The following is a 22919-nucleotide window of genomic DNA, read 5'->3' as shown; positions in this document are numbered from 1 at the left end:
TCGGCCCGGACGGCTCCACTCCTCCCGCACGACCCCAAGAGCCTTTGTCGTAGGCACACTTGTGACAGAAGTTGGTCGATCTCCATGCGATTGATGCGCAGACTTATTCGGAGGTTCACCCGTCGGGAGCTCCGCACTACGGCATAGGATCATGCCGCGCCACCGGGGCCCCTCTGCCCCGTCAGCCCCCTTTCCCCACCCTCACACCCGCACACCCTCACCCGCACGCCTTGTCCCGTCCCGACGACGGGGCAGTCGATGTGCCGATGTCCGCACCACACTTCCCCACAACCCGTTAACAGGTATCTGCGTGCCACCGATACTCAGCACCGGTTCCGGTCACGGAGCCGTGCAGTGAAAATCAACCGTCGCCTTGTCCTTCTCGTCACCGCGCCCCTCACCGTGGCCGTCACGTTCTCGGTCCTGGCCCTCGCACCCGCGACCAACCAGGCTTTACAGGCCGACCGGTTAACCGCGATGGTCGATGCCGCCGCCGGTGCGGGCGAGTTGACCCACCAGTTACAGCGTGAACGGGCGGCAGCCACCGCCCTGGTCTCCGGGAACGGAGACGCGGACGCGTTCCGGTTACGTGCCGAGGCGACCGACAAGAGCATCGCCGAATTCCGCAGCCGGACCGAACGCCTCTCCTCGGTACCCGGCAGCGCGCAGGGCGCTCTGGACCGTATCGAGCGCTTCATCGACGAAATGCCCGGCCTCCGCACCCAGGTGCGCTCGGGCAGCAGCACCATCTCCGCGCTCGCCTTCGGCTACCGGATCGTGATCGCCGACCTCAACGGCTACCGCGACGGCATCGCGCAGGCGGACGGCGTCGACGCCGACATCGCGGACCGGATCCGCGCGGCCGCCGCCCTGTCCGAGGCTGCCGAGCACACGGCCCAGCAGCAGGTCACGGTGATGCGGGCACAGGCCGCGGGCGGCTTCACGACCGCCTCGCAAAGGACCTTCGACGCCGGCCGTCTGGGCTACACCGATTCGACCGGTGTCATGTTCGACCTCGGCCCCGGCGAGTGGCGGACATGGCTGGAGCGCACCCTCTCCGGAGCGAGGGCCCTGGAGGCCCGGCGCCTGGAGGACGAGATCGGGCGCACGGGCACCGGCAAGGACATCACGGTCACCCCGCAGGAGTGGCAGAAGGCCTCCGACGACCGTCAGACGATGCTGCGTTCGGTGGAACAGCGGATCGACGAGTCCGTCCTCGCCCAGGTCTCCGACGCCCGCACCACGCTCATGTGGACGGCCGGGGCGGAGGTCGCCCTGGTGGTGCTGACCCTGATCGGCGCGGTCGTCGTCGCGATCCGTCTGGGGCACGTCATGATCCGGCGGCTGCGCGAACTGCGCAACGCCGCGCACGAGGTCGCCCACACCGGGCTGCCCGCCGTGATGAGTGAGCTGTCCCGGCCGGGCGCGCTGAGCGGAGCGACACCCGAAGAGGTGGCCGAGCGGACGGGCAACCCGGTCAGGACCACCGGCGACGACGAGATCGGGGAGGTCGGTGAGGCGTTCAACGCCGTCCACCACGAGGCCGTCCGCCTTGCGGCCCAACAGGCCCACATCCATGAGCAGTTCGCCGAGACGCTGGTGGGTGTCGCGCGCAGGGGTGCGCAACTGACCGCCGTCATGGTGTCCGAGCTGGACACGGTGCAGCGCGACGAGGCCGATCCCGTGCGCATGAAGACGCTCTTCGCTCTCGACCACCTCGCCATCCGCATGGAGCGCAACACCAACAACCTCCTGGTGCTGGGTGGTTACGGGAACGCCCGGGTGCGCTCGGCCGATGTCGGCTGCTCCACCGTCATTATGGCCGCCGCCCAGCAGATCGAGCGGTTCGACCGGGTGTCCCTCGGCGCGGTCGAGTCGGGAATCGGCGTCACCGCCCGCGCCGTGCACGACGTGGCGCACATCCTGGCGGAACTGCTCGACAACGCGACCCGTTTCTCGCCTCCCGACAAACAGGTCGGAGTCGCCGTCTGGCGGCTGTGGGACCGGGCCGTCGTGCAGATCGTCGACGAAGGGGTGGGCATCCCTGCGGAACGCCGGGCGGTCCACAACGCCACACTGCTCGAACCGCAGGCGGGTATCGGCGACGTACGGTCCATGGGGCTGCACGTGGTGGCACGGCTCGCGGCGCGCCACGGCATCGTTGTCGAGCTGCGCGACTCGTCCGGTCCTGGCACCATCGCCGAGGTCACGCTGCCCGCGAAGGTGCTGGCCCTGGCACCGCAGGAAGCCGCGCCGCGGCCGCCGGGTGCGCTCGGCGGGGACGGTGACAACGACGTCCACTACGAGGCGCCCCGTCCGATCACCCAGCCGGGGCGCCGGCAGCCGGCCGGGGCGGGCGCGTGGCCCGACCGCAACGGCACTCCCGTCGGTGCGGGTGTCGGCCCGGGCCGGGGCGGGTCACCGGCCGGTGACCACAGGCCGGGCGGAGCACCGGGGGTGAACCGGGGCGCGGGCGAGCGGGACACGCCGGTCGGTGGCGGACCGGGCGCCGAACCGCGTGGGCGGGAGCACGGCACCACGCCTGCGCCGCATCCCGTGCACGACGAACCGGAGTCGCGCGTCGCCGGGGTCAGCTCCTCGGGGCTGCCCGTGCGGCAGCGCAGAACGGCCGAGCAATGGCCCACCCTGGGCAGGCGGGAAGGCGCCGAACAGCGTCCCGGGGCCACCGCTCCGAGGCCGTCGCCCCGCCGCCGGGACTCCCGGCAGGTCTCCGACGTCCTGGCGGCCTATGCCCAGGGAATCAACAGGAGCACGAATCACCGTGGGCGTTCCGCCGCGGACGACAACACCGAACGGACCGAGAAATGACCTCTCCCACCGACCTGAGCTGGATCCTGAGCGGTTTCGCCGGGCGCATCCCGGAAGTCACCCAGGCGATAGCCGTGTCCGTGGACGGACTCGCGCTGGCTTACACCGGTGTGGAGCGTGACGACGCCGAGCGGCTGGCCGCCATCGCGTCCGGTGTCGTCAACCTGCTTTCCGCCGCAGCCCAGTTGACCGGCACCGACCCCGTGGAGCACAGCCTCACCGCGATGGAGGGCGGTTACATGTTCTCGATGGCCGTCTCCAGCGGCGCGTCGCTGCTCGTGACCACCACCAGGGACGCGGACATCGGTGAGGTCAGCTACATGATGTCCGAACTGATCAACCAGGTCGGTGACTCCCTGTCGCCCCAGGTCCGCGATCCGAGTCTGCCGCCGGCGCGCTGACCCCCGGGGTGCGGCCGAGCAAAGGTGCCTCGGTCCCGTACGGCCGCACCCCCGGCCCCGTCCGTACGACGTGAACCACTCGTGTCACCCGGCTCGTCGCCGTGCGTCGTGCCGAGCCCGCTCCACAGCCAGCCCCGCCCGTTCCGATCCACACTCCTGATGAGAGCCCTCATGTACTTCGACATATCGAGTCCCCGCCGTCGCGGATTCCGGTCGGCCGGAGCCGCCGCACTCGCCCTCGGTCTGGCGGCCGTCACCGGTTGCAGCAGCGACAGCGGTGCCGGCGGCGACACCGTGAAGGTGGGCCTGGTGGCCTCCCTGTCCGGCACCTACGAGCCGGTCGGCACCGAGCTGCGGGCCGGCTTCGAGCTGTATCTGGAAACCCATGGCAACAAACTGGGCGGCCGTGAGGTGGAGCTCATCGTGGCGGACGAGGGCGACGGTCCGCCGACCGCCGTACCCGCGGCCACGAAGCTGGTGAAGAAGGACAAGGTCGACGTGCTGACGGGTCTCGTCAGCGGTGCTTCGGTCAACGCGGTGCTGCCGCTGGTCAACCAGGCCAGGATCCCCTTCCTCGGGTCGAACGGCCGCCCGCCCGTCAAGAACCTCGAATACGTGTGGACGACGAGCTTCCTCTCCGACGAGCCGGGCAAGGCCATCGCCCCGTACGTCAAGGAGAAGGTCGACGGGCCGGTCTACGCGATCGGTCCCGACTACCAGGGCGGCTACGACGAACTGCGTGGCTTCACCGACGAGTTCAAGCGCGTCAAGGGCAGGCTCGCCAACCCCGACGGCAAGACCACCTGGACGCCGTTCCCGAAGACGACCAACTTCATGCCGTACTTCGCCGAGATCGCCAGGACGGACGCCAAGGCGGTGTACTGCTTCTACGCGGGCAAGGCCGCGATCGACTTCGCCAAGCAGTACGCCCAGTCGGACATCGCCGATCTGCCGCTGTACACGGCCTTCGTCACCGAGGGCAGCGTGCTGCAGGCCCAGGGCCCCGCGGCGAAGGACATCTACTCCGTCCTGAACTACGCGGCCGACCTCGACAACGAGGCCAACCGCACGTTCGCCGCCGACTGGACGGCCGAGCACGACACGCAGCCCACCACGTACGCGATGGCGTCGTACGACGCGGCCTCCGTGCTGGACAAGGCGATCGCCGACGCGGCGAAGGACGGCGACGTGACGCCGCAGACCATCAACAAGGCCATCGCGGGGCTGGGCCAGATCGACAGCCCGCGCGGCGCCTGGGAGTTCGGCGACAAGGCCCACTCGCCGGTGCAGACCTGGTACCTGCGCCAGGTGCGGCCGGACGGGGCCCAACTCGCCAACGTCATGGTCCAGGATCTGGCGACGCTCGGCAGCTGACATGGATCTCCTCGACGCCCACCTCGTACCGGCGGTGGACGGGGTGGCCTTCGGGCTGCTGCTGTTCGTGGTCGCCGCCGGCCTGAGTCTCGCGTTCGGCACCGCGGGCGTGCTGAATCTTTCGCACGGCATGCTGTACGCGATCGGCGCCTACACGGGCGCCGAGCTGAGTGACGGGACCTGGGGCGGTCTCGTTCTCGGGCTGGCCGCCGGGACCGCCGCGGCGTGCGTCGCCGGGGCGGGTCTGTCGGCGGCGACGGCTCCGCTCGCCCGGCGTGGGCATCTCGCGCAGGCACTGCTGACGTTCGGGCTCGCCCTGGTCGGCGGCGATCTGCTCATCCAGCTCTTCGGGGCGGACGAACTTCCCGTGCGCGTCCCGGAGGCGCTCGACTCCTCGGTGACGCTGCTGGGCCACCGCTACCCCGCGTACCGGCTCGGCTTCATCGTCATGGCCGTGCTGCTCGCCGCATTCGGTACGTGGGTGCTGACCCGGACCCGTATGGGCGCGGCGGTACGGGCCGCCGCGGACGACCCGCAGATGCTCGCGACCACCGGTCACAACCCCCGGGCGGTGCACACCGGCGTCCTCGCGGCGGCGGGCGCGCTGGCCGGGGCGGCGGGTGTGCTCGGGGCACCGATCATCGGCCCCGGGCCCGGTACGTCCGAGAACGTGCTGATGCTGTCCCTCGTGGTGGTCGTGCTCGGCGGGCTGCGCTCGCTGTGGGCGACGCTCGCGGCGGCGGTCGCCGTGGGCGAGGTGCAGACCCTGGGTGTCTCGTTGGTGCCCGACCTGGCGCCGTACCTGCTCTTCGCCGCGATGGCGGCGGTGCTGGTGCTGCGCTCCCGCTTCGCGGAACCGGCCACCGCGCACGGCCCGGAGGACCCGTCCCCGGACCCCGTCGACCGACTCCGCCGCCACCTCGCCACCAGGCTCCGACGGCCGAGCGCGGCGGCGGGGGTTGAGGGGGCGGCTGCGGCGCCCGACGAAGGGGGGCCGGACAGTGGCACGTCGGGTGCGGCCCTGGCGCCTCGCGAGGGCGGGACGGACAGCCGCACGTGGGGGACGGGCCCGGCACCCGGCGAGGACGGGGCGGACACCGACCCGTCGGGTGCGGCTGCGGCGCCCGACGAAGGAGGGCCGGACAGTCGCACGTCGGGTGCGGCCCTGCCGCCGCGCGAGGGCGGGACGGGCACCGACCCGTCGGATACGCCCCCCGCGCCCCGCAAGGGCCGGGGCAGGAGCGTGTTCGCGGCGAGCGGCCGGTTGCCCCGCGGGGTGGCGTCGCGGCAGGCCGTTCCGTTGCTCGTCCTGCTCGTGGTGCTGATCGCACTGCCGTGGCTGCTCGACGCGTACAGCATCTCGCTGGCCGGTTCCGCCCTGGCCCTGGGGCTGCTGGCGGTCAGTGTCACCGTCCTCACCGGCTACGCCGGACTGCCCACGCTCGGGCAGACCGCGCCGTTCGCCGTGGGCGCGTACGCCACCGCTAACCTCGCGGACGCCGGGTGGACCGTGGGCCCCGTCCAGATCGTCCTCTCGGCGCTCGCGGCCGCGGTCTTCTCCGCGGTGGTGGGACCCGCCGTGGTCCGGGCCCGCGGCACCACCGTACTCATGATCACGCTCGCCGTCGGCGAGCTCACCGGCGCGGTCGTCAACCAGCTCAAGTCCGTCACCGGCGGCGCCGACGGCCTCGTCGGCTTCCCCGCCACGCAGGCTCTGTGGGGCGGGGAGGGGATGGTCGTGGAGAGCGAGCTCTACACCTACGCGCTCGTCGTCACCGTCGTCGCCGTCACCGTCACCCTGCTCGTGCTGCGCTCCCCGGCGGGAAAGCTGCTGACCGGCACCCGGGGCGCGGAGGCACGGATGCGCGCCTCCGGGCACCCGGTGGGGCGCTATCTGCTGGTGGCGCACATCTGCGCCGGCGCATTGGCCGGTGTGGGCGGGTCGCTGATGGTCACCGTCCAGCAGTACCTCTCCCCCGCCGACGTCGGCTTCGAGATCGCCGCGTTCGCGCTGCTGGCGGTGGTCATCGGCGGTACGACTTCCGTGATCGGCGCGCTGACGGGCGCCGGGCTCATCGTCACCACCCGGGACTGGGTCGCCGGTTCGTGGCCCGGGCACGGGCCTCTGCTGCTCGGCGTGCTGTTCGTCGCCACCGTCTACCTGCTGCCCCACGGCCTGGCGGGGCTGCGCGGCGGATCCGGCCGGAGCGGACCGACGCCCGACGGGTCAACGGCACCCACCCCGACCCTCGCCGGGAAGGTCTCCCCATGACGCCCGCACCGACCACCGCTCCGGCAGTTCCCGTGCTGGACCTCACGCGCCTCACCCGCAGGTACGGCAGTCTCACCGCCGTCGACGACGTCAGCCTGCGACTCCCCGTGGGCGCCCGGCACGCCGTCATCGGCCCCAACGGTGCCGGCAAGACCACCCTGCTCAACCTCATCGCGGGCACCGACCGGCCCGACCACGGCACCATCGCCCTGGACGGCGCGGACATCACCCGTACGGCCACGGCCAGGCGCAGTCGTCTCGGCATCGCGCGAAGCTTCCAGCAGCCGTCGGTCGTAGCCGAGTTGTCGGTGCTGGACAACGTCGTACTGGCCGGCTGGCCGCACCATCCGAAGCGCCGCGGCGCCTGGCGCAGACCGTCCCGGCACCGGCTGCACACCGAGTCCGCCGGCCACCATCTGGAGACGGTCGGCCTCGCCGACCTCGCCCACCGCCCCGCCTCCACGCTCTCCCACGGACAGCGCCGCATGCTCGACCTCGCCGCCGCGCTGGCGGGCAACCCGCGCCTGCTGCTCCTGGACGAGCCGGCGGCCGGTCTGACCGACGGCGACATCGGCCGGCTGCTCGGCATCCTCGGTGGCCTGCCGGAGAGTGTCGCGATCGTCCTGGTCGAGCACCATGTCGAGGTGGTCGCCCAACTCGCCACGAGCGTCACGGTGCTGGCTGCCGGGAGGGTGCTCGTCAGCGGCCCCACCCAGGAGGCGCTGGCGCACCCCGAGGTCCGCGACGCGTACCACACGGGCACGGCGGACGCCCCTCGCAAGGGGACCGAGACCACCGCCCCGTCCGCCACCGAAGCGAGAGGGTGACCGACGCCCGATGCTCGAACTCACCGCCCTGACCGCGGGGTACCACGGGGGCACCGTCCTCCACGCCCTCGACCTGTCGGTGCCCGCCGGCACGGTCCACGCCGTCGTCGGCCACAACGGCGCCGGCAAGACCACCCTCGTCCACACCGTCGCCGGGCTGACGCGGCCGAGCTCGGGGACCGTACGCCTCGACGGCCGCGATGTGACGGGGCAGCCCGCGCACCGGATCGCCCGGGCCGGGATCGGCCTCGTACCGCAGGGCCGCCGGGTGTTCGCCGGGCTCACCGTCGACGAACACCTGCGGCTGTCCTTCCGCCCGCCGCGCCGTGGCGACACCACGCGGCCGAGCGTCTGGACCCCGGCGCGCGTCCTGGAGCTGTTGCCCCGGCTGGGCGAGCGCCGGGGCAACAGGGGTACGGACCTGTCCGGCGGCGAACAGCAGATGCTGGCACTGGCCCGCGCCCTGCTCGGCTCACCGCGTGTGCTGCTGCTCGACGAGCCGACCGAGGGCCTCGCGCCCGTACTCGTGCGGCAGGTCCACGAGTTGGTGACCACGCTGGCGGACGAGGGCATCGGCGTACTGCTGGTCTCCCCCAGCCCGGCCCGGGCCGCCGAGTGCGCACGGACGCTCACGGTCCTCACCTCGGGGCGGACGACGCTCCGCATGGACGGCGAGGACGCCCGCGCCGACGCCACCGCGCTGCACGCCGCGCTCGAACTCGCGCCGACGGCGGTCTGAGACACGAGCGGTACGGACGACGGGGGCGGCGGCCCACCCGCGCACGGCCACCGCCCCTGCCATCGTGCTCTGCGCCTACCCGGCCTTCATGCTGTGGCCACCGAAGCCGCTGCGCCGGTCCGAGCCCTTGTTCTGGTCCTGCCACCACGCGTCGAACTCGGGCTGGCCCATGGCCGACCAGTCGGGTGTGTTCTCCACCTGCGCGCTGCCCATCCGTCGCGCGAGTGCGACCATGGCCGCCCCCACGGGCCCGCGTCGGGCGTCGTAGCTCTCCAGGACCTCTTTCCAGCTGTCCCCGGCCACCCAGGCCGCTTCCAGGGCGGTGGCGTCCTGGAGCGCCTTCACGCTGCCGCCGCCGATGTGCGGCCGGGCGACACTGGCGGCGTCACCGACGAGCGCCATCCGCCCCGAGGTGTAGTGCGGCACCTCCAGGTCGTAGATGGGCTGGATGAAGGTGGTCTCGGCGGGGGTACGGAGCACCCTGGCCGCCCAGTACGGCGGGAAGTTGTCGGCGACCAGGGCGCGCAGGCGCGCGGTGAGCTCCGAGTTGAGCCGGCCGGGCGGCAGCGAGGTGGGGACCCGCAGGTCGGGGTGGAGGCCGTCGGCCTGCGGGGGCCTGGTGTAGAGGACCCAGTTGAGCAGGTGACCGCCGACGCCGTCCGGGATGCGGTAGATCATGCAGTGGCCACCGGGGAAGACGATGTTGTGCGCGTCGTGGCCGTCCGAGGGGAGGTCCGTGACGTCCGTCGACGTCCCGCGCCAGCCGATGTAGCCGGCGTACGTCGCGTCGGTGCCGGGGAACATGGCCTCGCGGACGACGGAACGGTATCCGTCCGCCCCGATCACGACGTCGAAGTGCTCCTGGTGTCCGTCCGCCAGCCGCAGCGTCACCCCGTCGGCTTCCGGCTCCACGCCGGAGACCACCGCGCCGGACCGGTAGGAGACCTCCTCGGGCACCCGGCGGCGCAGTTCGCTCCACAGGGAACCCCAGCTGTAGGCACGGAAGGGGAACGGCTGCTCGCCGACGGCCCGCCCGTGGTCCGCCTCCCCGTCGCGCGCGCTCCACACCCGCCGGGTCAGTGGCGCCCAGGGCATCTCGGGGGCCACGTAGCCGGCGTCCCTCAGCTCGTCGTAACGGTCGCTGTGGAGGGCGATACCGACCCCTCTGTCGCGGAGTCGGGCGTCGGCACGCTCGAACACGGTGACCGTCGCGGCTCCGCCGCGCGACGCGGCCAGCGCCGCGGCACACCCCGCTATGCTGCCGCCGACCACGGCGATGCTGCCTCCACGCATGACTCGCACTCCACTCACTCGGTATTCGGGCCGCCGCTCGGGACTGTGTCGCCGCGACGGCGCGCCCCAGTTGCAAACCACCCTGCATCAACGGCTGTTGGCCGTCGTGGAGCGGTCAGGACCCGCACGGAATCCTATCGGGATGCATACAACCAGCTTGCGGTGCATGTGAGTTGACCTCCGCGAAGAGCGCGGGTGGAGGTGTGCGGTGCGCGCACTCGCGGCTGGTGCGGTCCGCACGCTCGCGGCTGGTGCGGTCCGCGCCTGATCGCCACTCCCGGCATGGCCGCCGCGAAGGCTCCGGTGACGCTGGAGGGCAGCGGCTACACCCCCGGAGAGCGGGTCCGCATCACCTTTCGCTTTGCCGGTGGGGGCTACGAGGCCGGCCTGCGCGATGTCACCGTGGGTCAGGACGGGCGCTTCGCCGCGGAGGTGAAGGTCCCGGTGGACCGGCCCACCGGGATGGAGACACCTGTGTTCCGGGCGCACGGCCTGGACAATGTGGACACCGACAACCAGGCCGACACTCCGTTCATCTACGCCGAACAGCCCGAGCGGCTCGGGTCAGGGGGACTCCCTCCGCGTCCCGGCGGGACGTTCGTCCATGCCCCCTGGGACGAGGAAAGGACGGTGGCGGCGACGAGCGGGTGCAGGGCGAGCGCGAAGGCCGGACGGTCGAAGGCCGCGTCGAGCGAGCCGGAGTAGTCGACGGTGATCCGCGGCATGGCAGGGCAACTCCTCTGATGCCTATGCGTGTTGAGGGCATCCAGCGGTACGGATGAAGAGGTGGCCGACCGTGCCCCGGGTCCTGGATTCCGGTGAGTTCATTCAGCCCGACCGCTTCGGCGCCCACATGATCAGTGGGGGCGCAGCCGTCAGCGGTCCCCGTCGAGCACGAGCATGATGTGCTCCGCCTCTCCGTGCAGGACCGTCCCCGTGCGCCGGAAGCCGTGCTTCTCCAGCAGCCGTACCGAGCCGGTGTTCTCCGCGAAGGGGTCGGCGTACAGCGGCCGGTTCGTCTCCAGGTCCAGGAAGAGTGCCAGCGCCTGTGTGCCGACGCCCCGGCCCCAGTACTCCCGGCCGAGCCAGTATCCGAGGAAGCGCCGGTCCTCGTCCCACCATGCCACCAGGTTGCCCGCCAGTACCCCGTCGACGGTGACGGCCCGGACGAGGACGGATGAATCCCCCAGGACCTTCGTCTTCCAGTGCGTCATGAAGGCCTCGCGTTCGCGAGGCGGGAAATTCGACCGGCGTGCGGACTCCGGGTCGTGTTCCTGCGCGTGGAACACTTCCAGGTCGGCCTCGTCGGCAGCTCTCAGACGCACTTGGTCGCTCATGCCCATGGAGTCTGGCACCCGCCACTGACAGTCCCGGTCCGCCGGCAGCCGAACGGCTGCCCCGCGAAGGCGTTCCGGGCCGGTGGGACAGGGCGTATACCGGCGCCGAACCTGCGGCCAGGCGTTCCCATACCGGGGCCTCATACGTTCTGTCTCAGCCGGCGCAGCAGTCGCCGTCCATCAAGGAGGACAGGATGCCCGAGAACACGAACCCGGAGCAGCAGGACGACATCGAGGCCGAGGTCGTCGCGCACAGCGAGGACGAAGAGCTCGAGGCCGGCTGCATCGTCAACAACAGCAGCGCTCTTTCCTGAGCATTGCGCGGGCTGCCCGGCTCCGGCTTCACGCCGCGAACCGGGCAGCCCGCGCCTGTTTTTCCGCGCCTGTTCCCGCACCGGCGCCCTCGGCGGCCGGCCGGCCGCAACGGACAGCGCGGCCCGCGCGGCCGACATCGTCGAGCGGACGGCCCAGGCCTCCGCCACACCGAAGGAGGACCATGGGTACACGATCAGCCGGCCTCGAGGCCGCGGAGCGTCTGTCCACTCGCACCCGGCACTGGATGGGGCGCCACGCGGACTACCTCGGCTCCCCGGCCGCCCACGCGGAGCTCCCGGTGACCCCGCACGTGAAGGCGCTGCTGCAGCTCGCACTGCTCTGCCGTACCTGGCGCAGGATCGCGCCGGCGGACGCGGATCTCGTCGCGCCCGCCGCGGTGGTGGAACGCACCTGGCAGCGTGCGGACTTCCCTCGTCTGCTCACCGTGGACCCGAGGTACGCACGGCAGTTCCAGCTGATGTACGCGGCGCTGGCACCGGCCACGAGCGCCCCGGGCACGTCCCGCGTCACACCGGAGCGGGACGGCGTGCGGACGGGCGCGGCTGTGGAGTTCGACGGCTCTCTGGAGCGGGGGAAGTCGCCGTACCTCCAGCTGGAAACCCGGTTCTACGCCGATCTCGCCGGCGTGGAACACCGGTTGGCGTCCTACCAGGAGCTGTACGCGTCCAGTCTGCTGGCCCGGGCCGGTGCGCTGCGGGTGGCGGAGCTGGACGTCTGCGAGATCGCGCACACCGTGTTCCACCTCAGTGACTTCGGCTTCCGCGATGCCGGCCTGACCGGGGGCGACCTGGACCGGGCGGTCGACGTCGTGGACCGGCTCACGGAGCGCTGCGTGCGCCAGGGTGCGTGGGACCTGACCGGGAAGCTGGTGCTCGCCCAGTACTGCCTGGGCGTGGATCCGCTGAGTACGCCTTCGGGGGCGTCCGGTGTCCGGATGCTGGAGCGGGCCCTGTCGCCCGACGGGGCGATACCCGGGAAGTCCCTGGCCGAGCGGGCCGCGCCGGACGCCACACCCGTGGCGTTCTTCCGGCGCGCCTACCAGTCGACCCTCGGTACGGCCCTGGCGATGCTGGTCGTCACCGGCGGCCGGTCCGGCGAACTGGCCACAACGGGCGCGTACACGGCGGGCTCGTACACAGCGGGAGGCGCACGATGAGCCTTGACCAGGCAACCCGTACGGGGGGCGAGCGCCTGCTGCGCGGCGAGCGGAACTGGTGGTTCCTGGGCGCCGGCGGAATCGTCCGCCTCGGCTCCCGGCACGTCACCCCCGACGGAACGCTGCTGCCCGAGACGGAACGTTGGCTGGACGAGCGCGGCATGTACGCGACCCGGCCGGTCCGCTCCTACGCGCTCACCGTCCTCACCAGTACCCACTGCAACCTGGGCTGCGGATACTGCTTCCAGAACACCGCCCAGGACCCGGCGGGCGGCAGCCGCCCGCCCCGGATCGCCCGGAGCCGCCTCACCTCCCGGACGATCACCTCGGTCCTCGACTTCACCGAACGGCAGATGGCCGCCGCCGGCCTGGAGCGGCTGAGGATCCTCCTCTTCGGCGGAGAGCCCCTGCTCAACCCGCGCGGCTGCCTGGAACTGCTGGAACGGGCCGCGGACCTCGGCCAGTCCTCGGCCTGGATGATCTCCAACGCCACCCTGCTCACCCCGCGCCTCGCGCACCAGCTCTCCGACCTCGGACTCGACTCCGTCCAGGTCACGTTCGACGGCGACCGCCCCGACCACGACCGGATCCGGATCGGCAGGGCGGACGGCGGCGGGACCTTCGACACGATCGTCCGCAACGTCGTCCAGGCCTCCGAGGCCGCACCCCTGCGGTGGACCCTGCGGGTCAACGTCTCCCAGGAGAACTTCCACGGGGTCGACAGCCTGATCGGCCGCCTCTCGGCGGCGCTCGACCCCGCCCGGTGCACGCTGTACTTCGCCCGGGTCGGTGACGTCGGCATCGGATACGCCAACGACCTGCACACGGCGGAACTCTCGGCCGCCTTCATCCGGTGGCAGCGCCGGGCGCTCGCCCTCGGCTTCACCGTGAGCCGCCCCGGTGCCCGCCGGCCCTGCACCACCTGCGGTCACTCCGGCGGCCGCTACGGGGCGGTGGTGAGCGCGGACGGGACCCTGGCCAGCTGCTGGGAGACCGCGGGCAAGCCGGACTGGGAGGTCGGCGCGGTCGCCGACGGCTACCGGTCCGGTACGAAGGCCGACGACCGCTGGGTCGCGTGCGAGGACCTCTACCGCTACGACGAGGGCGCGCGGGCGCTCACGGAGTTCCGTGACACGGTCGACACGGCGCTGCTCGATCACCTGGCCGAGACGGGGCGCCTGTAGCGATGACCACCCCACTCGACCAGCTCTCCGACGGCGCGCTCGACTGGCTGGGGGGAAGCCTCGACCACTTCGACCCCTACTCGTCGAGCGCCCCGTCGGCGACGCACGCGAAGGCGAAGGCCGCGCTGGAGCTGGCACTGCTGTGCCACTGCGCGGCACGCCTCGACGGCTCTCCCGCGCCGCTGACGGGGGCGAGGGAGCTGGTCCGGACGCTGTGGGGGCGTCCGGACTTCCCTGACCTCTTCGACATCTACCCCAAGCACGCGTCCTCGTACGGGCTGATCTACACGGCACTCGCCCCCGCCGGTGTCGGCGGCACGTCGTTGCGGCTGGACCCCGGCTTCCTCTCGCCGCACGGGAAGTCCCCGTACGAGCGCATCGAGATCCGCTACTACGCGGACAAGGCCGGTGTCCCCCACGGGATCGAGCCGTACGCCGGCCTCGTCCCGCTCAGCCCGCTCGTCGCGTACCAGCCCCCGGCGCCGAAGGACATGGCACCGGAGGGCGCGGCGCCGGAGGACGCGGACGCGGCACCGCTCCCGACTCCGCAGGCGTACGCCCTGACGCACACCGCCTTCTATCTCGGCGACTTCGGCCGGACCCGCCCCGGGCTGACCGCTGACGCGGCGGCAGGCGCGGAGGACCTGGTCCGCCGCATGCTGGACCACTGCGTCGCGCACGACCGGTGGGACCTGGCCGCGGAACTCCTCCTCACCCAGTTCATCCTGGGCACCGATCCGCTGCGCACGCCCTCGGGTGCCGCGGCCGTGGAATGCCTGGTGAAGGCGCAGCAGTCCGACGGCGCGGTCCCCGGCCGGTCGGCCACGCTTCGGGCGACGGAGTCGGACACGGCCGCGGAGTTCTTCCGCAGGGCGTACCACACGACCCTGGTGACGGCCCTGATGGCCTTGATCATCTCGTCGGGGAGAACGTCATGATGCCACGCCTGGTACTCATCAACCGCGACTACACCAGGCTCTGGATCGGGCAGGCGGTCTCGTCCGTCGGGGACGCCGTCTTCAGCACCACCCTGGTGCTGTGGGTGGCCACCGTTCTGGCGAAGGACGAGACCTGGGCGCCGATGGCGGTCAGTGGTGTCCTGCTGTCGACGGGCATCGCCGTCCTGCTCGTCGGCCCGCTCGCCGGAGTGTTCGTCGACCGCTGGGACAAGCGCCGCACGATGCTCCGCACCGAGGTGGTCCGCGGCGGGCTGGTGGCCGTGCTGACCTTCGTGTCCTTCCTCCCGGTGGACGCCCTCCCCGTCGGGATGTGGCTCGCGCTCGTCTACGTGACCGTGCTGATGCTCAACGCGTCCGCCCAGTTCTTCACACCCGCGCGTTTCGCGGTCGTCGGTGACCTGGTGACCGGGGAGGCCGACCGTGCAAGAGCGGCCGGCATCGCCCAGGCCACCGCCCAGACCGCCTGGATCATCGGGCCGCCCCTCGCCGCGCCGCTGCTCTTCACGGCCGGTCTCCAGTGGGCGCTGCTCCTCAACGCGGTGTCGTACGCGGTGTCGTACATCGTGATCCGCTCCATCGGGGCGGGCCGTCCCGCACCCGTCGCCGAACGGACCGGCAGCGGTGCCGTCCGGCAGCCTGCCAACGTGTTCGAGGAGTTCACCGCCGGCCTCCGCTTCTTCCGGCGCAGCAAGTTCCTGGTCGCGCTGATCGTGCTCGCCGTCATCGGCCAGTTCGGGACGGGTGCCCTGAGTACGCTCAACGTGTTCTTCGCGACGGACAACCTCCACATGCCCACCCACCTCTACGGCTACATCGGTACGGCCATGGGGCTGGGCGGCATCGTCGGCGCGCTGTGCGCGGGGCGTGTGGTGCAGTGGATCGGGGCTCGCCGGACGACCTGGGCGGGTCTGCTGGTGAGTGGCGTCCTGCTGCTCGTCTACTCCCGGCAGACCGGTTTCGTCGGAGGCGTCGTCCTGCTGTTCCTCTTCACCGTTCCGCTCACCATGCTGAACACGGCGATGGCACCGCTCCTGCTCGGCGCGGCACCCGCCGAGTACCGGGGGCGGGTGGTGTCCGTGTTCTATCCGGTGACGCAGCTGACGTCGATGCTCTCCGCGGTGCTGTCCGGCTGGCTCGCCGGCTCCGTGCTGCGGGACGTCGCGGGCTCGTTCGCCGGTATCCGGTTCGGCCCCGTCGACACGGTCTTCGCGGCGTCGGGGGTGTTCGTCGTCCTGTCCGGCGTCTACGCCTGGACCGCTCTCCCGCGCACGGAGGCCCCCGAGAGACCCGACCCCGGGCCGGCTCCCGCACCGGAGGAGCCGCTGCCCGCCACACCCCGAGGGAGAACCAAGTGACTTCCGTCATCCGACCGGTGCGGCACCGGTATCCCGATGCGGTCCGGCAGGACCTCGTACAGGAGATCCACGGGCTTCCCGTCGCCGACCCGTACCGCTGGCTGGAGGACGCCGAGGCCGGGCCGGTGCACCGCTGGGGCGGGGAGCAGGACGCCCTCTACGAGGCGGAGCGGGCGGCCCTGCCCGGTCTGGAGCGGTGGCGGGCGGAGGTGGCGGCGCTCACCGGCGTCGACCGTGCGACGGCTCCGAAGGTCCGGGGCGGCAGGGTCTTCCGGCTGCGGCAGGAGGCCGGGCGGGAGCATCCCGTGGTGACGGTGGCGGAGGGCGAGGAGGGCACCGAGCGGGTGCTGCTCGACCCGTGTGCGCTCGACCCGTCGGGGCGTACCGTGCTCGACACCTGGCAGCCGTCCCTGGAGGGGGATCTGGTGGTCTGCCAGGTGTCACGGGGCGGCACGGAGGACTCCTTGCTCCGGGTGATCGACGTGGCCACGGGCGAAGTCGTCGACGGGCCGGTGGACCGGGTGCGGAAGTCGTCGATCGGCTGGCTGCCCGGGGGCGAGGCCTTCTACTACGTCAGGCAGCTGGACCCGCGGCTGAACCCCGGCGAGGAGCGCTACCACCGGCGGGTCTACCTGCACCGGGTCGGGACCGCGCCCGGGACGGACGCGCTGGTCTTCGGTGAGGGGCGGGACCGGACCCAGTTCTACAGCGTGTCCGTGACGGCCGACGGGCGCTGGCTCGGGGTCACGGCCACGCTCGGTACGGGCCGGGGCACCGACGTCTACCTGGCGGACCTGACCGCGGGCCCGCTCCACCGGCCGCTGCTGCGGCCGGTCCAGGAGGGCATGGGGGCCGTCACCCGGCTGTGCGCGGTGCCGGACACCGGTCCGGACGACCCGGTGTGGCTGCGCACCGACCACGGCGCCCCGCGCGGTCACGTCGTCGCCTGCCGGCCGGCCGACCTCCGGCTGGGCCCCGACGCCTGGCGCGAGGTGATCCCCGAACGGCCCGACGCGATCCTGACCCACCTCGTCGTCCTGTCCGGTCCCGAGCTCCCGCACCCGCTGGGGCTGGCCGCCTGGACCCGCCGCACGGTGGCGGAGGTGACCGTGCACGATATGGCCGACGGCCGGCAGGTGGCCACGGTGCCGCTGCCCGGCACCGGCGCGGTCGGCGACTTCTCGGCCGGTCCGCACGGGAGTTACGACGCCTGGTTCACGTACACCGACTTCGTCACGCCGCCGCGGGTGTTCCGCTTCGACGCGCGGACACACGGGGTGACACTCTGCGAGGACGGTGCGCGGGACGCCGGGACGGTCGGTGGCGCGGTCACCCGGCAGGTCGAATTCCCGTCCCGGGACGGCACGACGGTACGGATGTTCGTCATCTCCCCCACGGGCCGTCCGGACGTCCCGCGTCCGACCCTGCTCACCGGTTACGGCGGGTTCGGCAGGACGATGTCGCCCCGCTACCGTGCCCAGGTCCTGGCCTGGGTCAGGGCGGGCGGGGTGTTCGCCTGGGCGGGGCTGCGCGGCGGCGGCGAGGAGGGTGAGGAGTGGCACCGGGCCGGAAGCGGAGAGCACAAGCAGAACACCTTCGACGACTTCGACGCCGCCACGGACCACCTGGTCTCGGCGGGGTGGGCAGCCGGCCGGATCGCGATCCTGGGCGGGTCCAACGGCGGGCTGCTGGTCGGCGCGGCGCTCACCCAGCGGCCCGAGAAGTACGCCGCCGTCGTGTGCATGTCGCCGCTCCTGGACATGGTCCGCTACGAGCTCTCGGGGCTGGGGCCCAGCTGGGTGCCCGAGTACGGCAGCGTGCGGGACCCGGACCGGCTGAGAGTCCTGCACGGCTACTCCCCCTATCACCGCGTCACACCGGGCACCGCGTACCCGGCGGTGCTGCTGACCGCCTCGGACGGCGACACCAGGACGGACCCGCTGCACGCCCGGAAGATGTGCGCCGCCCTGCAGCACGCCTCGTCCGGTACCGGGCCGGTCCTGCTGCGGCTGGAACGCGGTGTGGGCCACGGTGACCGGGCCACTTCGAGCGTGGTGGCGCTGCAGGCCGAGTATCTGGCCTTCCTCGCGGCGCACGTGGGCCTCGCGGCCCCCGGTCGGGACGAGGGGTCCTAGCGGGTCCTCGCGCGGCCGGTGACGGTCCTCGTCACTGGCCCACCCGTCCGTCGACGCACTCGCGCAGCAGGTCGGCGTGTCCGCAGTGGCGGGCGTACTCCTCGATCCTGTGCACCATCAGCTCGCGGACGGCGGTCCTGTCCTTTCCCAGCCGCTCGCCCAGGTCCGGGTGCGCGGCCAACGCGGCGTCGGTCGAAGCCTGTTCGCGCTCCAGGTCGGCGTACGCGGCGTCGACCAGGTCCTGTTCGGCGACGGCTCCGTCGAAGTCCGCGTCCCTCGGGCCGTACAGCTTCGGCACCGGGTCGCCGTCGATCCAGGTGCGCCAGTCCCGTTCCACCTCGACGAGGTGCCGGATCAGGCCGAGCAGCGACATCGTCGACGGCGGAACGGACCGGCGGGCCAACTGCTCCGCGTCCAGGCCCTCGCACTTCATGAGGAGGGTCCTGCGGTAGTCCGCCAGGAAGTCCCGCAGTGTCGCGAGCTCACCCTCCGAACCGGCTCCCTGGCTGTTGCGCGGGTCGTCCTCCGGGTCCGCCCACATGTCGGGGTAGGTGGTTGCCCGGCTCCATCGTGCGGGTGTGTCGCTCATGCGCGCCATGGTGGTCCGCGGGGCCCCGGCCCGCCACTTCTTTACGGACCGGGGCCAACGGACCGGGGCCACTTGATCACCGCGGGCCCGCCCCCAGCCGGTCCTCCACGGCCGCGCGGACCTCGCTCCAGGGGTCACGCCGAAGAGGTTCCAGCGTCTCCTCGGACGTGTTCCCGTGCAGAGCGACCCTCAGCCTGACCGACTCGTCCGCGTCATGGGCGAGGCGTTCGAGGAGGACCGGCGACAGCTTCCGCTTCATGGCGACCAGGAAGCGGACGCGGGTGCCGGGATCCTCGATCAGGGTTTCGAGAACCGCCAACGGGACCGTCCTGTTCCGGACGACGCCGACCCGCTCCGCAGGGAACCGGTCGACGACCTCCCTCCACACCTGCACGGACGCCTCGTCCGCCGCCGCCCGGCGGCACTCCTGCGGATCCTGACTGTTGCACAGCCGAACGAATTCGTCGGCGGTCTCGATCATCCGAGCCTCTTGCCGGTCTCCCGACAGACCCTGAACGCCGATTCGCCGCGGCCCGTCACGTCCGGAGTCCCCCACATGCCGTCCGAGGCGTGGGGGCATTTCCGCCAACCACATCAGTCGAAGCGCTTCGACAAATCCCGGCACACGTAATCGTGCGCGCACTCACGAACCGACCTGGGTCCGTAAGCAACCAGGCACCGCCCAACCCGTTGACATCCCCTCGTCGACCTGCGAGTTTCGAAGCGCTTCAACGATCCAGGTCGGACGGCAGGCCGCGGCCCCGACCCCGCTCGCCGGACCTCACGGCCGCGCGCGGCAGTTCCGCACGCCCCGACCCCATTCCTGAGGACGGACATGACGTTCTTCGACAACCCCGTGATACCCGGCTTCAGCCCTGACCCGAGCATCTGCCGGGCGGGCGACGACTTCTACGTGGCGACGTCCAGTTTCGAGTACGTACCCGGGGTGCCGCTGTGGCACAGCCGCGACCTGGTGCACTGGAAGCTGATCGGGCACGCGCTGGACCGGCCCTCGCAGTTGGACCTGCCCGAGACCGTCTCGTCCTCGGACGGGGTGTACGCGCCCACGCTCCGGTACCACGACGGCCTGTTCTGGATGATCACGACCGTCGTCGGCGGGGCGGACACCTTCCTGGTGACCGCGCAGGACCCCGCGGGGCCTTGGTCGGAGCCGGTGCCGGTCGGCATCCCGGGCATCGACCCCGACCTGGCCTGGGAGAAGGACGGCACCTGCTGGTGCGTGTTCTCCTCGGGCGGGATCCACGGGGTGCGCATCGAGCCGAGGACGGGCGAACTGCTGGGCGAGCCAGTGGCGATGTGGTCGGGAAGCGGGCTCCAGTATCCCGAGGGGCCGCACCTCTACCGCATCGGCGACTGGTGGTACCTGCTCCTGTCGGAAGGCGGTACGGAGCGCGGGCACGCCATGTCGGTGGCCAGGGCCCGCACCCTGCCGGGGCCGTTCGAGCCGCACCCCGACAACCCCGTACTGTCCCACCGCAGCACCGGCCACCCGGTGCAGAACACCGGCCACGGCGATCTGGTGCAGGCGCAGGACGGTACGTGGTGGATGGTGCTGCTGGGCACCCGGCCCCGCGGTGACACACCGAAGTTCCACGGGCTGGGCCGGGAGACGTTCCTGGTGCCGGTGCGCTGGGAGGACGAGTGGCCGCTGCCCGGTCCGCCGGAACTGCGCGCGCCCGCTCCGGCGCTGACGCCGCACCCCTGGCCGGACGAGCCGGACCGGGACGACTTCGACTCCCCCGCGCTCGCACCGTGCTGGGTGACGCCCCGAGGGCACGCCCCGGCCGCCGTCCGCCTCGACGAGCGGCCTGATCACCTGGTGCTGCACGCCGGCAAGGACAGCCTCGATCAGCCCGGGGCGCTCTTCGTGGGACGGCGTCAGCGCGATCCCGACTGCAGCGCGCGTACGTCGGCCGATGTCGCCGAGGGCGGCCGGGCCGGGCTCGCGGTACGGCTGGACGACGCCCACCACTACCAGGTGGAGAGGGTCGACGGCACGGTCCGCGCCGTCGCCCGGATCGGCCCGCTGTGCCACACCGTCGCCGAGCGGAGCGTGCCGTCGGGCCCCGTGACCCTGCGGGCCGACATCACCACCACCGATGTCCTGCCTCCCACGGTCACGGTCCGTGGCGCCGTCCCGCCGGGCCTGCGCGTCGGCGCTCCGGACACCCTGCGCCTGGGGTACGAGACGGCCGACGGCGACTTCGAGATCCTTGCCGAACTCGACGGCCGCTACCTCACCACGGAGGTCGCCGGGGGATTCACCGGCCGCGTCATCGGCATGTACGCCACCCACGGCAGTGCGGCCTTCGACTGGTTCGAACTGCGCTCGGCCTGACGGACGTTCGCCCGACCGGCCCGACGTCCGCCGCAGCGGGGGTCGGGGCGGGGCGCTGAGCAGCGGGGTGGGTCCCACGGGCAGAACTCCGGCCCCGGGCGCTTCACGACGGGAGTGGGCCTCTCCGTCCTCCGAGGACGGGGGGAGGGAGAAGAGGAGTGCCCACTCCTTTCGCCTTGAAGGTACCGCTCGACGCGATCGGCTGAGCGGGACCACCGGTCCAACCGTCGTCGCCCTGCACCGCTCCGCCTGCCTCCTCCCACGCCGGCCCACGCCCCGGTCACCGGCGGGGCGGCGTGCTGTTCGTCGGCCCGCACCGGCCCTGTCCGGGGTACGTCGCCTACGTACCGCCCAGCCCCGGCGCCTTCGGCCTGAGCCCCGGCGCCACGTCAGCGCCGCAGGTCCAGCTCCGCGACGACCGTCTTGCCGACGGACACACGGTCGAGGACGTCCCACCGGTCGGCGAGCGCATCCACCAGGAGCAGGCCCCGCCCGGTCTCCGCGAGCGGCGGCATCGAGGGGTACGGATCGCCCGGTGCGGGCGGCCGGAGTTCGCCCCGGGTGTCGGAGACCGCGATACGCAGCGTCCGGCCGTGAATCACGGCGGTGACCACGAAGTCCCGGCCGGGGAACCTGCCGTGCGTGACGGCGTTGGCGGCGAGCTCCGCGACGAGCAGGGCGGCGGTGTCGGACGTCTCACTGCCGTGCGGCACGCCCCGGGCGTCGAGTTGGTGCAGCACGAGCCGACGGGCGAGGCGTGCGCCACGCGGACTGGAGCTGAACCGTTGCGTGAACACGCGTACGGTGAACGGCTCTTGACGGGTCGCGGGGGTGGACGGCGCAGTCATGCGCCCACGACGGCGGCGCCCAGCACCCCTGACCAGCGGCGACGCGCGTACGCCACGTCGGCGTACGCGCAGTCCGGGCGGCCGGTACGTGACGCCGCGTCGGTCCCTCGGATCCCGAGAACGGGCGGCACCGGCACCCGGCCGAGGTGGCCCCAGCCGGCCCGCCGTGGCGCGGCGCAATCGCCATCGCGGGCCGGTCCCGGGACGGCGATTGCGCCGTGTCTCAGTTGAGCCTGGTGGCGTACGCCTCGATCGCGTCGCGCTGATACGCGGCCGGACCCGGGGCGATCGCCTCGTAGGCCGTGCGCCAGGCGTCGTTGTCCACGCAGGAGCGCCCGACGGCCCGGTACTCCTCGCCGGAGACGCCACGCAGCTGGGTCAGCGCCCGGTACTGGGCGTCGATCCCGGCCTGCACCTGTTCGTCGTCGGCCGGGTGGCCCGCGGCCATGAGTTCGGCCAGCCGGATCATCTGCGCGGTGCGCTCACGGTGCGCGGTACCGGCGTCGGCCTGGCTCATCGAGGCGGCACGGCGCCCAACTCCCTCGGCGAGTTCGGGGAAGTCGGACATGTTCTCCTCGTAGTGGGAGGGCTGGACGCCCTCGAAGAGATTTTCCGGTCGGTTGACGGTCACGGGGGTGCCGTCCTTCCTGGACTGCTCCAGTTCGGCGATCGTGCGGGAGACGGTGTCGGCCAGGGCATCGAGCCGGTCCCGCTCCACGAGCAGCTTTCGGTGGTGGCCCCGCAGTGCATCCACCTCGTCGACCTGCTCGGACAGGATCCGGCCGATCTCCGGCAGTCCGACGCCCAGCGCCCGCAGTACGAGGATCCGCCGACCCCACCAGGCGTACGCTGTGACATCACGCGCACACGCTCGGTGGCCACTTCGTGCCCATGGCGTGTCGGTGCGGCAACGTCGGAAGCGGTAC

17 protein-coding genes and 2 pseudogenes are annotated in these 22919 nt (G+C 72.2%); 12 read left to right on the top strand and 7 right to left on the bottom strand.

Going from position 1 to position 22919, the window contains the following annotated elements; all coding sequences use genetic code 11:
• Positions 1–354 precede the first annotated feature (354 nt).
• The 6 genes from OG524_RS28660 (at position 355) to OG524_RS28635 (ending at position 8442) form a co-directional block, all read left to right on the top strand.
• Entirely contained in the window at positions 355–2829 is a 2475-nt protein-coding gene (locus tag OG524_RS28660) for a nitrate- and nitrite sensing domain-containing protein (RefSeq protein ID WP_405387817.1), read from the top strand.
• A complete protein-coding gene (locus OG524_RS28655) occupies positions 2826–3230 on the top strand; it encodes a roadblock/LC7 domain-containing protein (protein ID WP_405387818.1) in 405 nt (134 codons plus the stop codon). Before OG524_RS28660 ends, OG524_RS28655 begins: the two co-directional genes overlap by 4 nt.
• Positions 3231–3401: 171 nt before the next feature.
• Positions 3402–4604 carry an ABC transporter substrate-binding protein gene (locus tag OG524_RS28650; protein ID WP_405812510.1) on the top strand — a complete coding sequence of 401 codons (1203 nt, stop codon included), beginning with the start codon at positions 3402–3404 and terminating at the stop codon, positions 4602–4604.
• A gap of 1 nt (position 4605) precedes the next feature.
• Positions 4606–6876, top strand: a complete 2271-nt coding sequence (locus OG524_RS28645) for an ABC transporter permease subunit (protein WP_405811913.1) — start codon at positions 4606–4608, stop codon at positions 6874–6876.
• On the top strand, positions 6873–7703 hold the full coding sequence (locus OG524_RS28640) for an ABC transporter ATP-binding protein (protein ID WP_405811912.1): 831 nt from the start codon (positions 6873–6875) through the stop codon (positions 7701–7703). Before OG524_RS28645 ends, OG524_RS28640 begins: the two co-directional genes overlap by 4 nt.
• Before the next feature lie 10 nt (positions 7704–7713).
• Positions 7714–8442, top strand: a complete 729-nt coding sequence (locus OG524_RS28635) for an ABC transporter ATP-binding protein (RefSeq protein WP_405811911.1) — start codon at positions 7714–7716, stop codon at positions 8440–8442.
• A gap of 75 nt (positions 8443–8517) precedes the next feature.
• Here OG524_RS28635 and OG524_RS28630 read toward each other — a convergent pair whose 3' ends face one another.
• The 3 genes and pseudogenes from OG524_RS28630 to OG524_RS28620 form a co-directional block, all read right to left on the bottom strand.
• Positions 8518–9735 (bottom strand): FAD-dependent monooxygenase, encoded by a 1218-nt coding sequence (locus OG524_RS28630; RefSeq protein WP_405811910.1) that lies wholly within the window; start codon positions 9733–9735, stop codon positions 8518–8520.
• A 626-nt stretch (positions 9736–10361) separates the two neighbouring features.
• Positions 10362–10460, bottom strand: a pseudogene (locus OG524_RS28625) (isomerase); the annotation flags it as partial.
• A gap of 150 nt (positions 10461–10610) precedes the next feature.
• A complete protein-coding gene (locus OG524_RS28620) occupies positions 10611–11072 on the bottom strand; it encodes a GNAT family N-acetyltransferase (protein ID WP_405387823.1) in 462 nt (153 codons plus the stop codon).
• 496 nt (positions 11073–11568) lie between these two features.
• Here OG524_RS28620 and OG524_RS28615 point away from each other — a divergent pair, with 496 nt between their 5' ends.
• Genes OG524_RS28615 through OG524_RS28595 form a run of 5 tightly spaced genes read left to right on the top strand, consistent with a single transcriptional unit; the run spans position 11569 to position 18197 of the window.
• Positions 11569–12564 carry a DUF6895 family protein gene (locus OG524_RS28615; RefSeq protein ID WP_405387824.1) on the top strand — a complete coding sequence of 332 codons (996 nt, stop codon included), beginning with the start codon at positions 11569–11571 and terminating at the stop codon, positions 12562–12564.
• On the top strand, positions 12561–13748 hold the full coding sequence (locus OG524_RS28610) for a radical SAM protein (RefSeq protein ID WP_405811909.1): 1188 nt from the start codon (positions 12561–12563) through the stop codon (positions 13746–13748). Before OG524_RS28615 ends, OG524_RS28610 begins: the two co-directional genes overlap by 4 nt.
• A 2-nt stretch (positions 13749–13750) precedes the next feature.
• Positions 13751–14686 carry a DUF6895 family protein gene (locus tag OG524_RS28605; RefSeq protein WP_405811908.1) on the top strand — a complete coding sequence of 312 codons (936 nt, stop codon included), beginning with the start codon at positions 13751–13753 and terminating at the stop codon, positions 14684–14686.
• Positions 14683–16062, top strand: a complete 1380-nt coding sequence (locus OG524_RS28600) for an MFS transporter (protein ID WP_405387827.1) — start codon at positions 14683–14685, stop codon at positions 16060–16062. Before OG524_RS28605 ends, OG524_RS28600 begins: the two co-directional genes overlap by 4 nt.
• Complete coding sequence (locus OG524_RS28595) at positions 16059–18197, top strand: prolyl oligopeptidase family protein (protein WP_405811907.1); 2139 nt, start codon at positions 16059–16061, stop codon at positions 18195–18197. The genes OG524_RS28600 and OG524_RS28595 overlap by 4 nt, the downstream gene beginning before the upstream one ends.
• A gap of 31 nt (positions 18198–18228) precedes the next feature.
• Here OG524_RS28595 and OG524_RS28590 read toward each other — a convergent pair whose 3' ends face one another.
• Both OG524_RS28590 and OG524_RS28585 read right to left on the bottom strand, forming a co-directional pair.
• Positions 18229–18795: a DinB family protein gene (locus tag OG524_RS28590; protein ID WP_405387829.1), complete on the bottom strand. Its 567-nt coding sequence runs from the start codon at positions 18793–18795 to the stop codon at positions 18229–18231.
• A gap of 67 nt (positions 18796–18862) precedes the next feature.
• Positions 18863–19267 (bottom strand): hypothetical protein, encoded by a 405-nt coding sequence (locus tag OG524_RS28585; RefSeq protein ID WP_405811906.1) that lies wholly within the window; start codon positions 19265–19267, stop codon positions 18863–18865.
• A 354-nt stretch (positions 19268–19621) separates the two neighbouring features.
• Between OG524_RS28585 and OG524_RS28580 the strand changes: the two genes are divergently transcribed.
• Complete coding sequence (locus OG524_RS28580) at positions 19622–21145, top strand: glycoside hydrolase family 43 protein (RefSeq protein ID WP_405387831.1); 1524 nt, start codon at positions 19622–19624, stop codon at positions 21143–21145.
• A 389-nt stretch (positions 21146–21534) separates the two neighbouring features.
• On the opposite strand, the gene OG524_RS28575 is transcribed toward OG524_RS28580, so the two are convergent.
• On the bottom strand, positions 21535–21993 hold the full coding sequence (locus OG524_RS28575) for an ATP-binding protein (RefSeq protein ID WP_405811905.1): 459 nt from the start codon (positions 21991–21993) through the stop codon (positions 21535–21537).
• Positions 21994–22216: 223 nt separating this feature from the next.
• Positions 22217–22825 (bottom strand): annotated as a pseudogene (locus OG524_RS28570) (TipAS antibiotic-recognition domain-containing protein); the annotation flags it as partial.
• Between the last annotated feature and the right edge of the window lie 94 nt (positions 22826–22919).

The organism is Streptomyces sp. NBC_01520 (assembly GCF_045040375.1).
Lineage (GTDB): Bacteria > Actinomycetota > Actinomycetes > Streptomycetales > Streptomycetaceae > Streptomyces.
Note: the sequence above shows the minus strand (reverse complement) of the source record. Positions and strands in the feature narration are given on the sequence as shown.

What these genes read in the sequence shown, in the direction of transcription:
- OG524_RS28640 (WP_405811912.1), top strand. Translation starts at nt 6,873, where the DNA reads ATGACGCCCGCACCGACCACCGCTCCGGCAGTTCCCGTGCTGGACCTC.
- OG524_RS28635 (WP_405811911.1), top strand. Translation starts at nt 7,714, where the DNA reads ATGCTCGAACTCACCGCCCTGACCGCGGGGTACCACGGGGGCACCGTC.
- OG524_RS28645 (WP_405811913.1), top strand. Translation starts at nt 4,606, where the DNA reads ATGGATCTCCTCGACGCCCACCTCGTACCGGCGGTGGACGGGGTGGCC.
- OG524_RS28600 (WP_405387827.1), top strand. Translation starts at nt 14,683, where the DNA reads ATGATGCCACGCCTGGTACTCATCAACCGCGACTACACCAGGCTCTGG.
- OG524_RS28630 (WP_405811910.1), bottom strand. Translation starts at nt 9,735, where the DNA reads ATGCGTGGAGGCAGCATCGCCGTGGTCGGCGGCAGCATAGCGGGGTGT.
- OG524_RS28650 (WP_405812510.1), top strand. Translation starts at nt 3,402, where the DNA reads ATGTACTTCGACATATCGAGTCCCCGCCGTCGCGGATTCCGGTCGGCC.
- OG524_RS28620 (WP_405387823.1), bottom strand. Translation starts at nt 11,072, where the DNA reads ATGAGCGACCAAGTGCGTCTGAGAGCTGCCGACGAGGCCGACCTGGAA.
- OG524_RS28615 (WP_405387824.1), top strand. Translation starts at nt 11,569, where the DNA reads ATGGGTACACGATCAGCCGGCCTCGAGGCCGCGGAGCGTCTGTCCACT.
- OG524_RS28585 (WP_405811906.1), bottom strand. Translation starts at nt 19,267, where the DNA reads ATGATCGAGACCGCCGACGAATTCGTTCGGCTGTGCAACAGTCAGGAT.
- OG524_RS28575 (WP_405811905.1), bottom strand. Translation starts at nt 21,993, where the DNA reads ATGACTGCGCCGTCCACCCCCGCGACCCGTCAAGAGCCGTTCACCGTA.
- OG524_RS28610 (WP_405811909.1), top strand. Translation starts at nt 12,561, where the DNA reads ATGAGCCTTGACCAGGCAACCCGTACGGGGGGCGAGCGCCTGCTGCGC.
- OG524_RS28580 (WP_405387831.1), top strand. Translation starts at nt 19,622, where the DNA reads ATGACGTTCTTCGACAACCCCGTGATACCCGGCTTCAGCCCTGACCCG.
- OG524_RS28590 (WP_405387829.1), bottom strand. Translation starts at nt 18,795, where the DNA reads ATGGCGCGCATGAGCGACACACCCGCACGATGGAGCCGGGCAACCACC.
- OG524_RS28655 (WP_405387818.1), top strand. Translation starts at nt 2,826, where the DNA reads ATGACCTCTCCCACCGACCTGAGCTGGATCCTGAGCGGTTTCGCCGGG.
- OG524_RS28605 (WP_405811908.1), top strand. Translation starts at nt 13,751, where the DNA reads ATGACCACCCCACTCGACCAGCTCTCCGACGGCGCGCTCGACTGGCTG.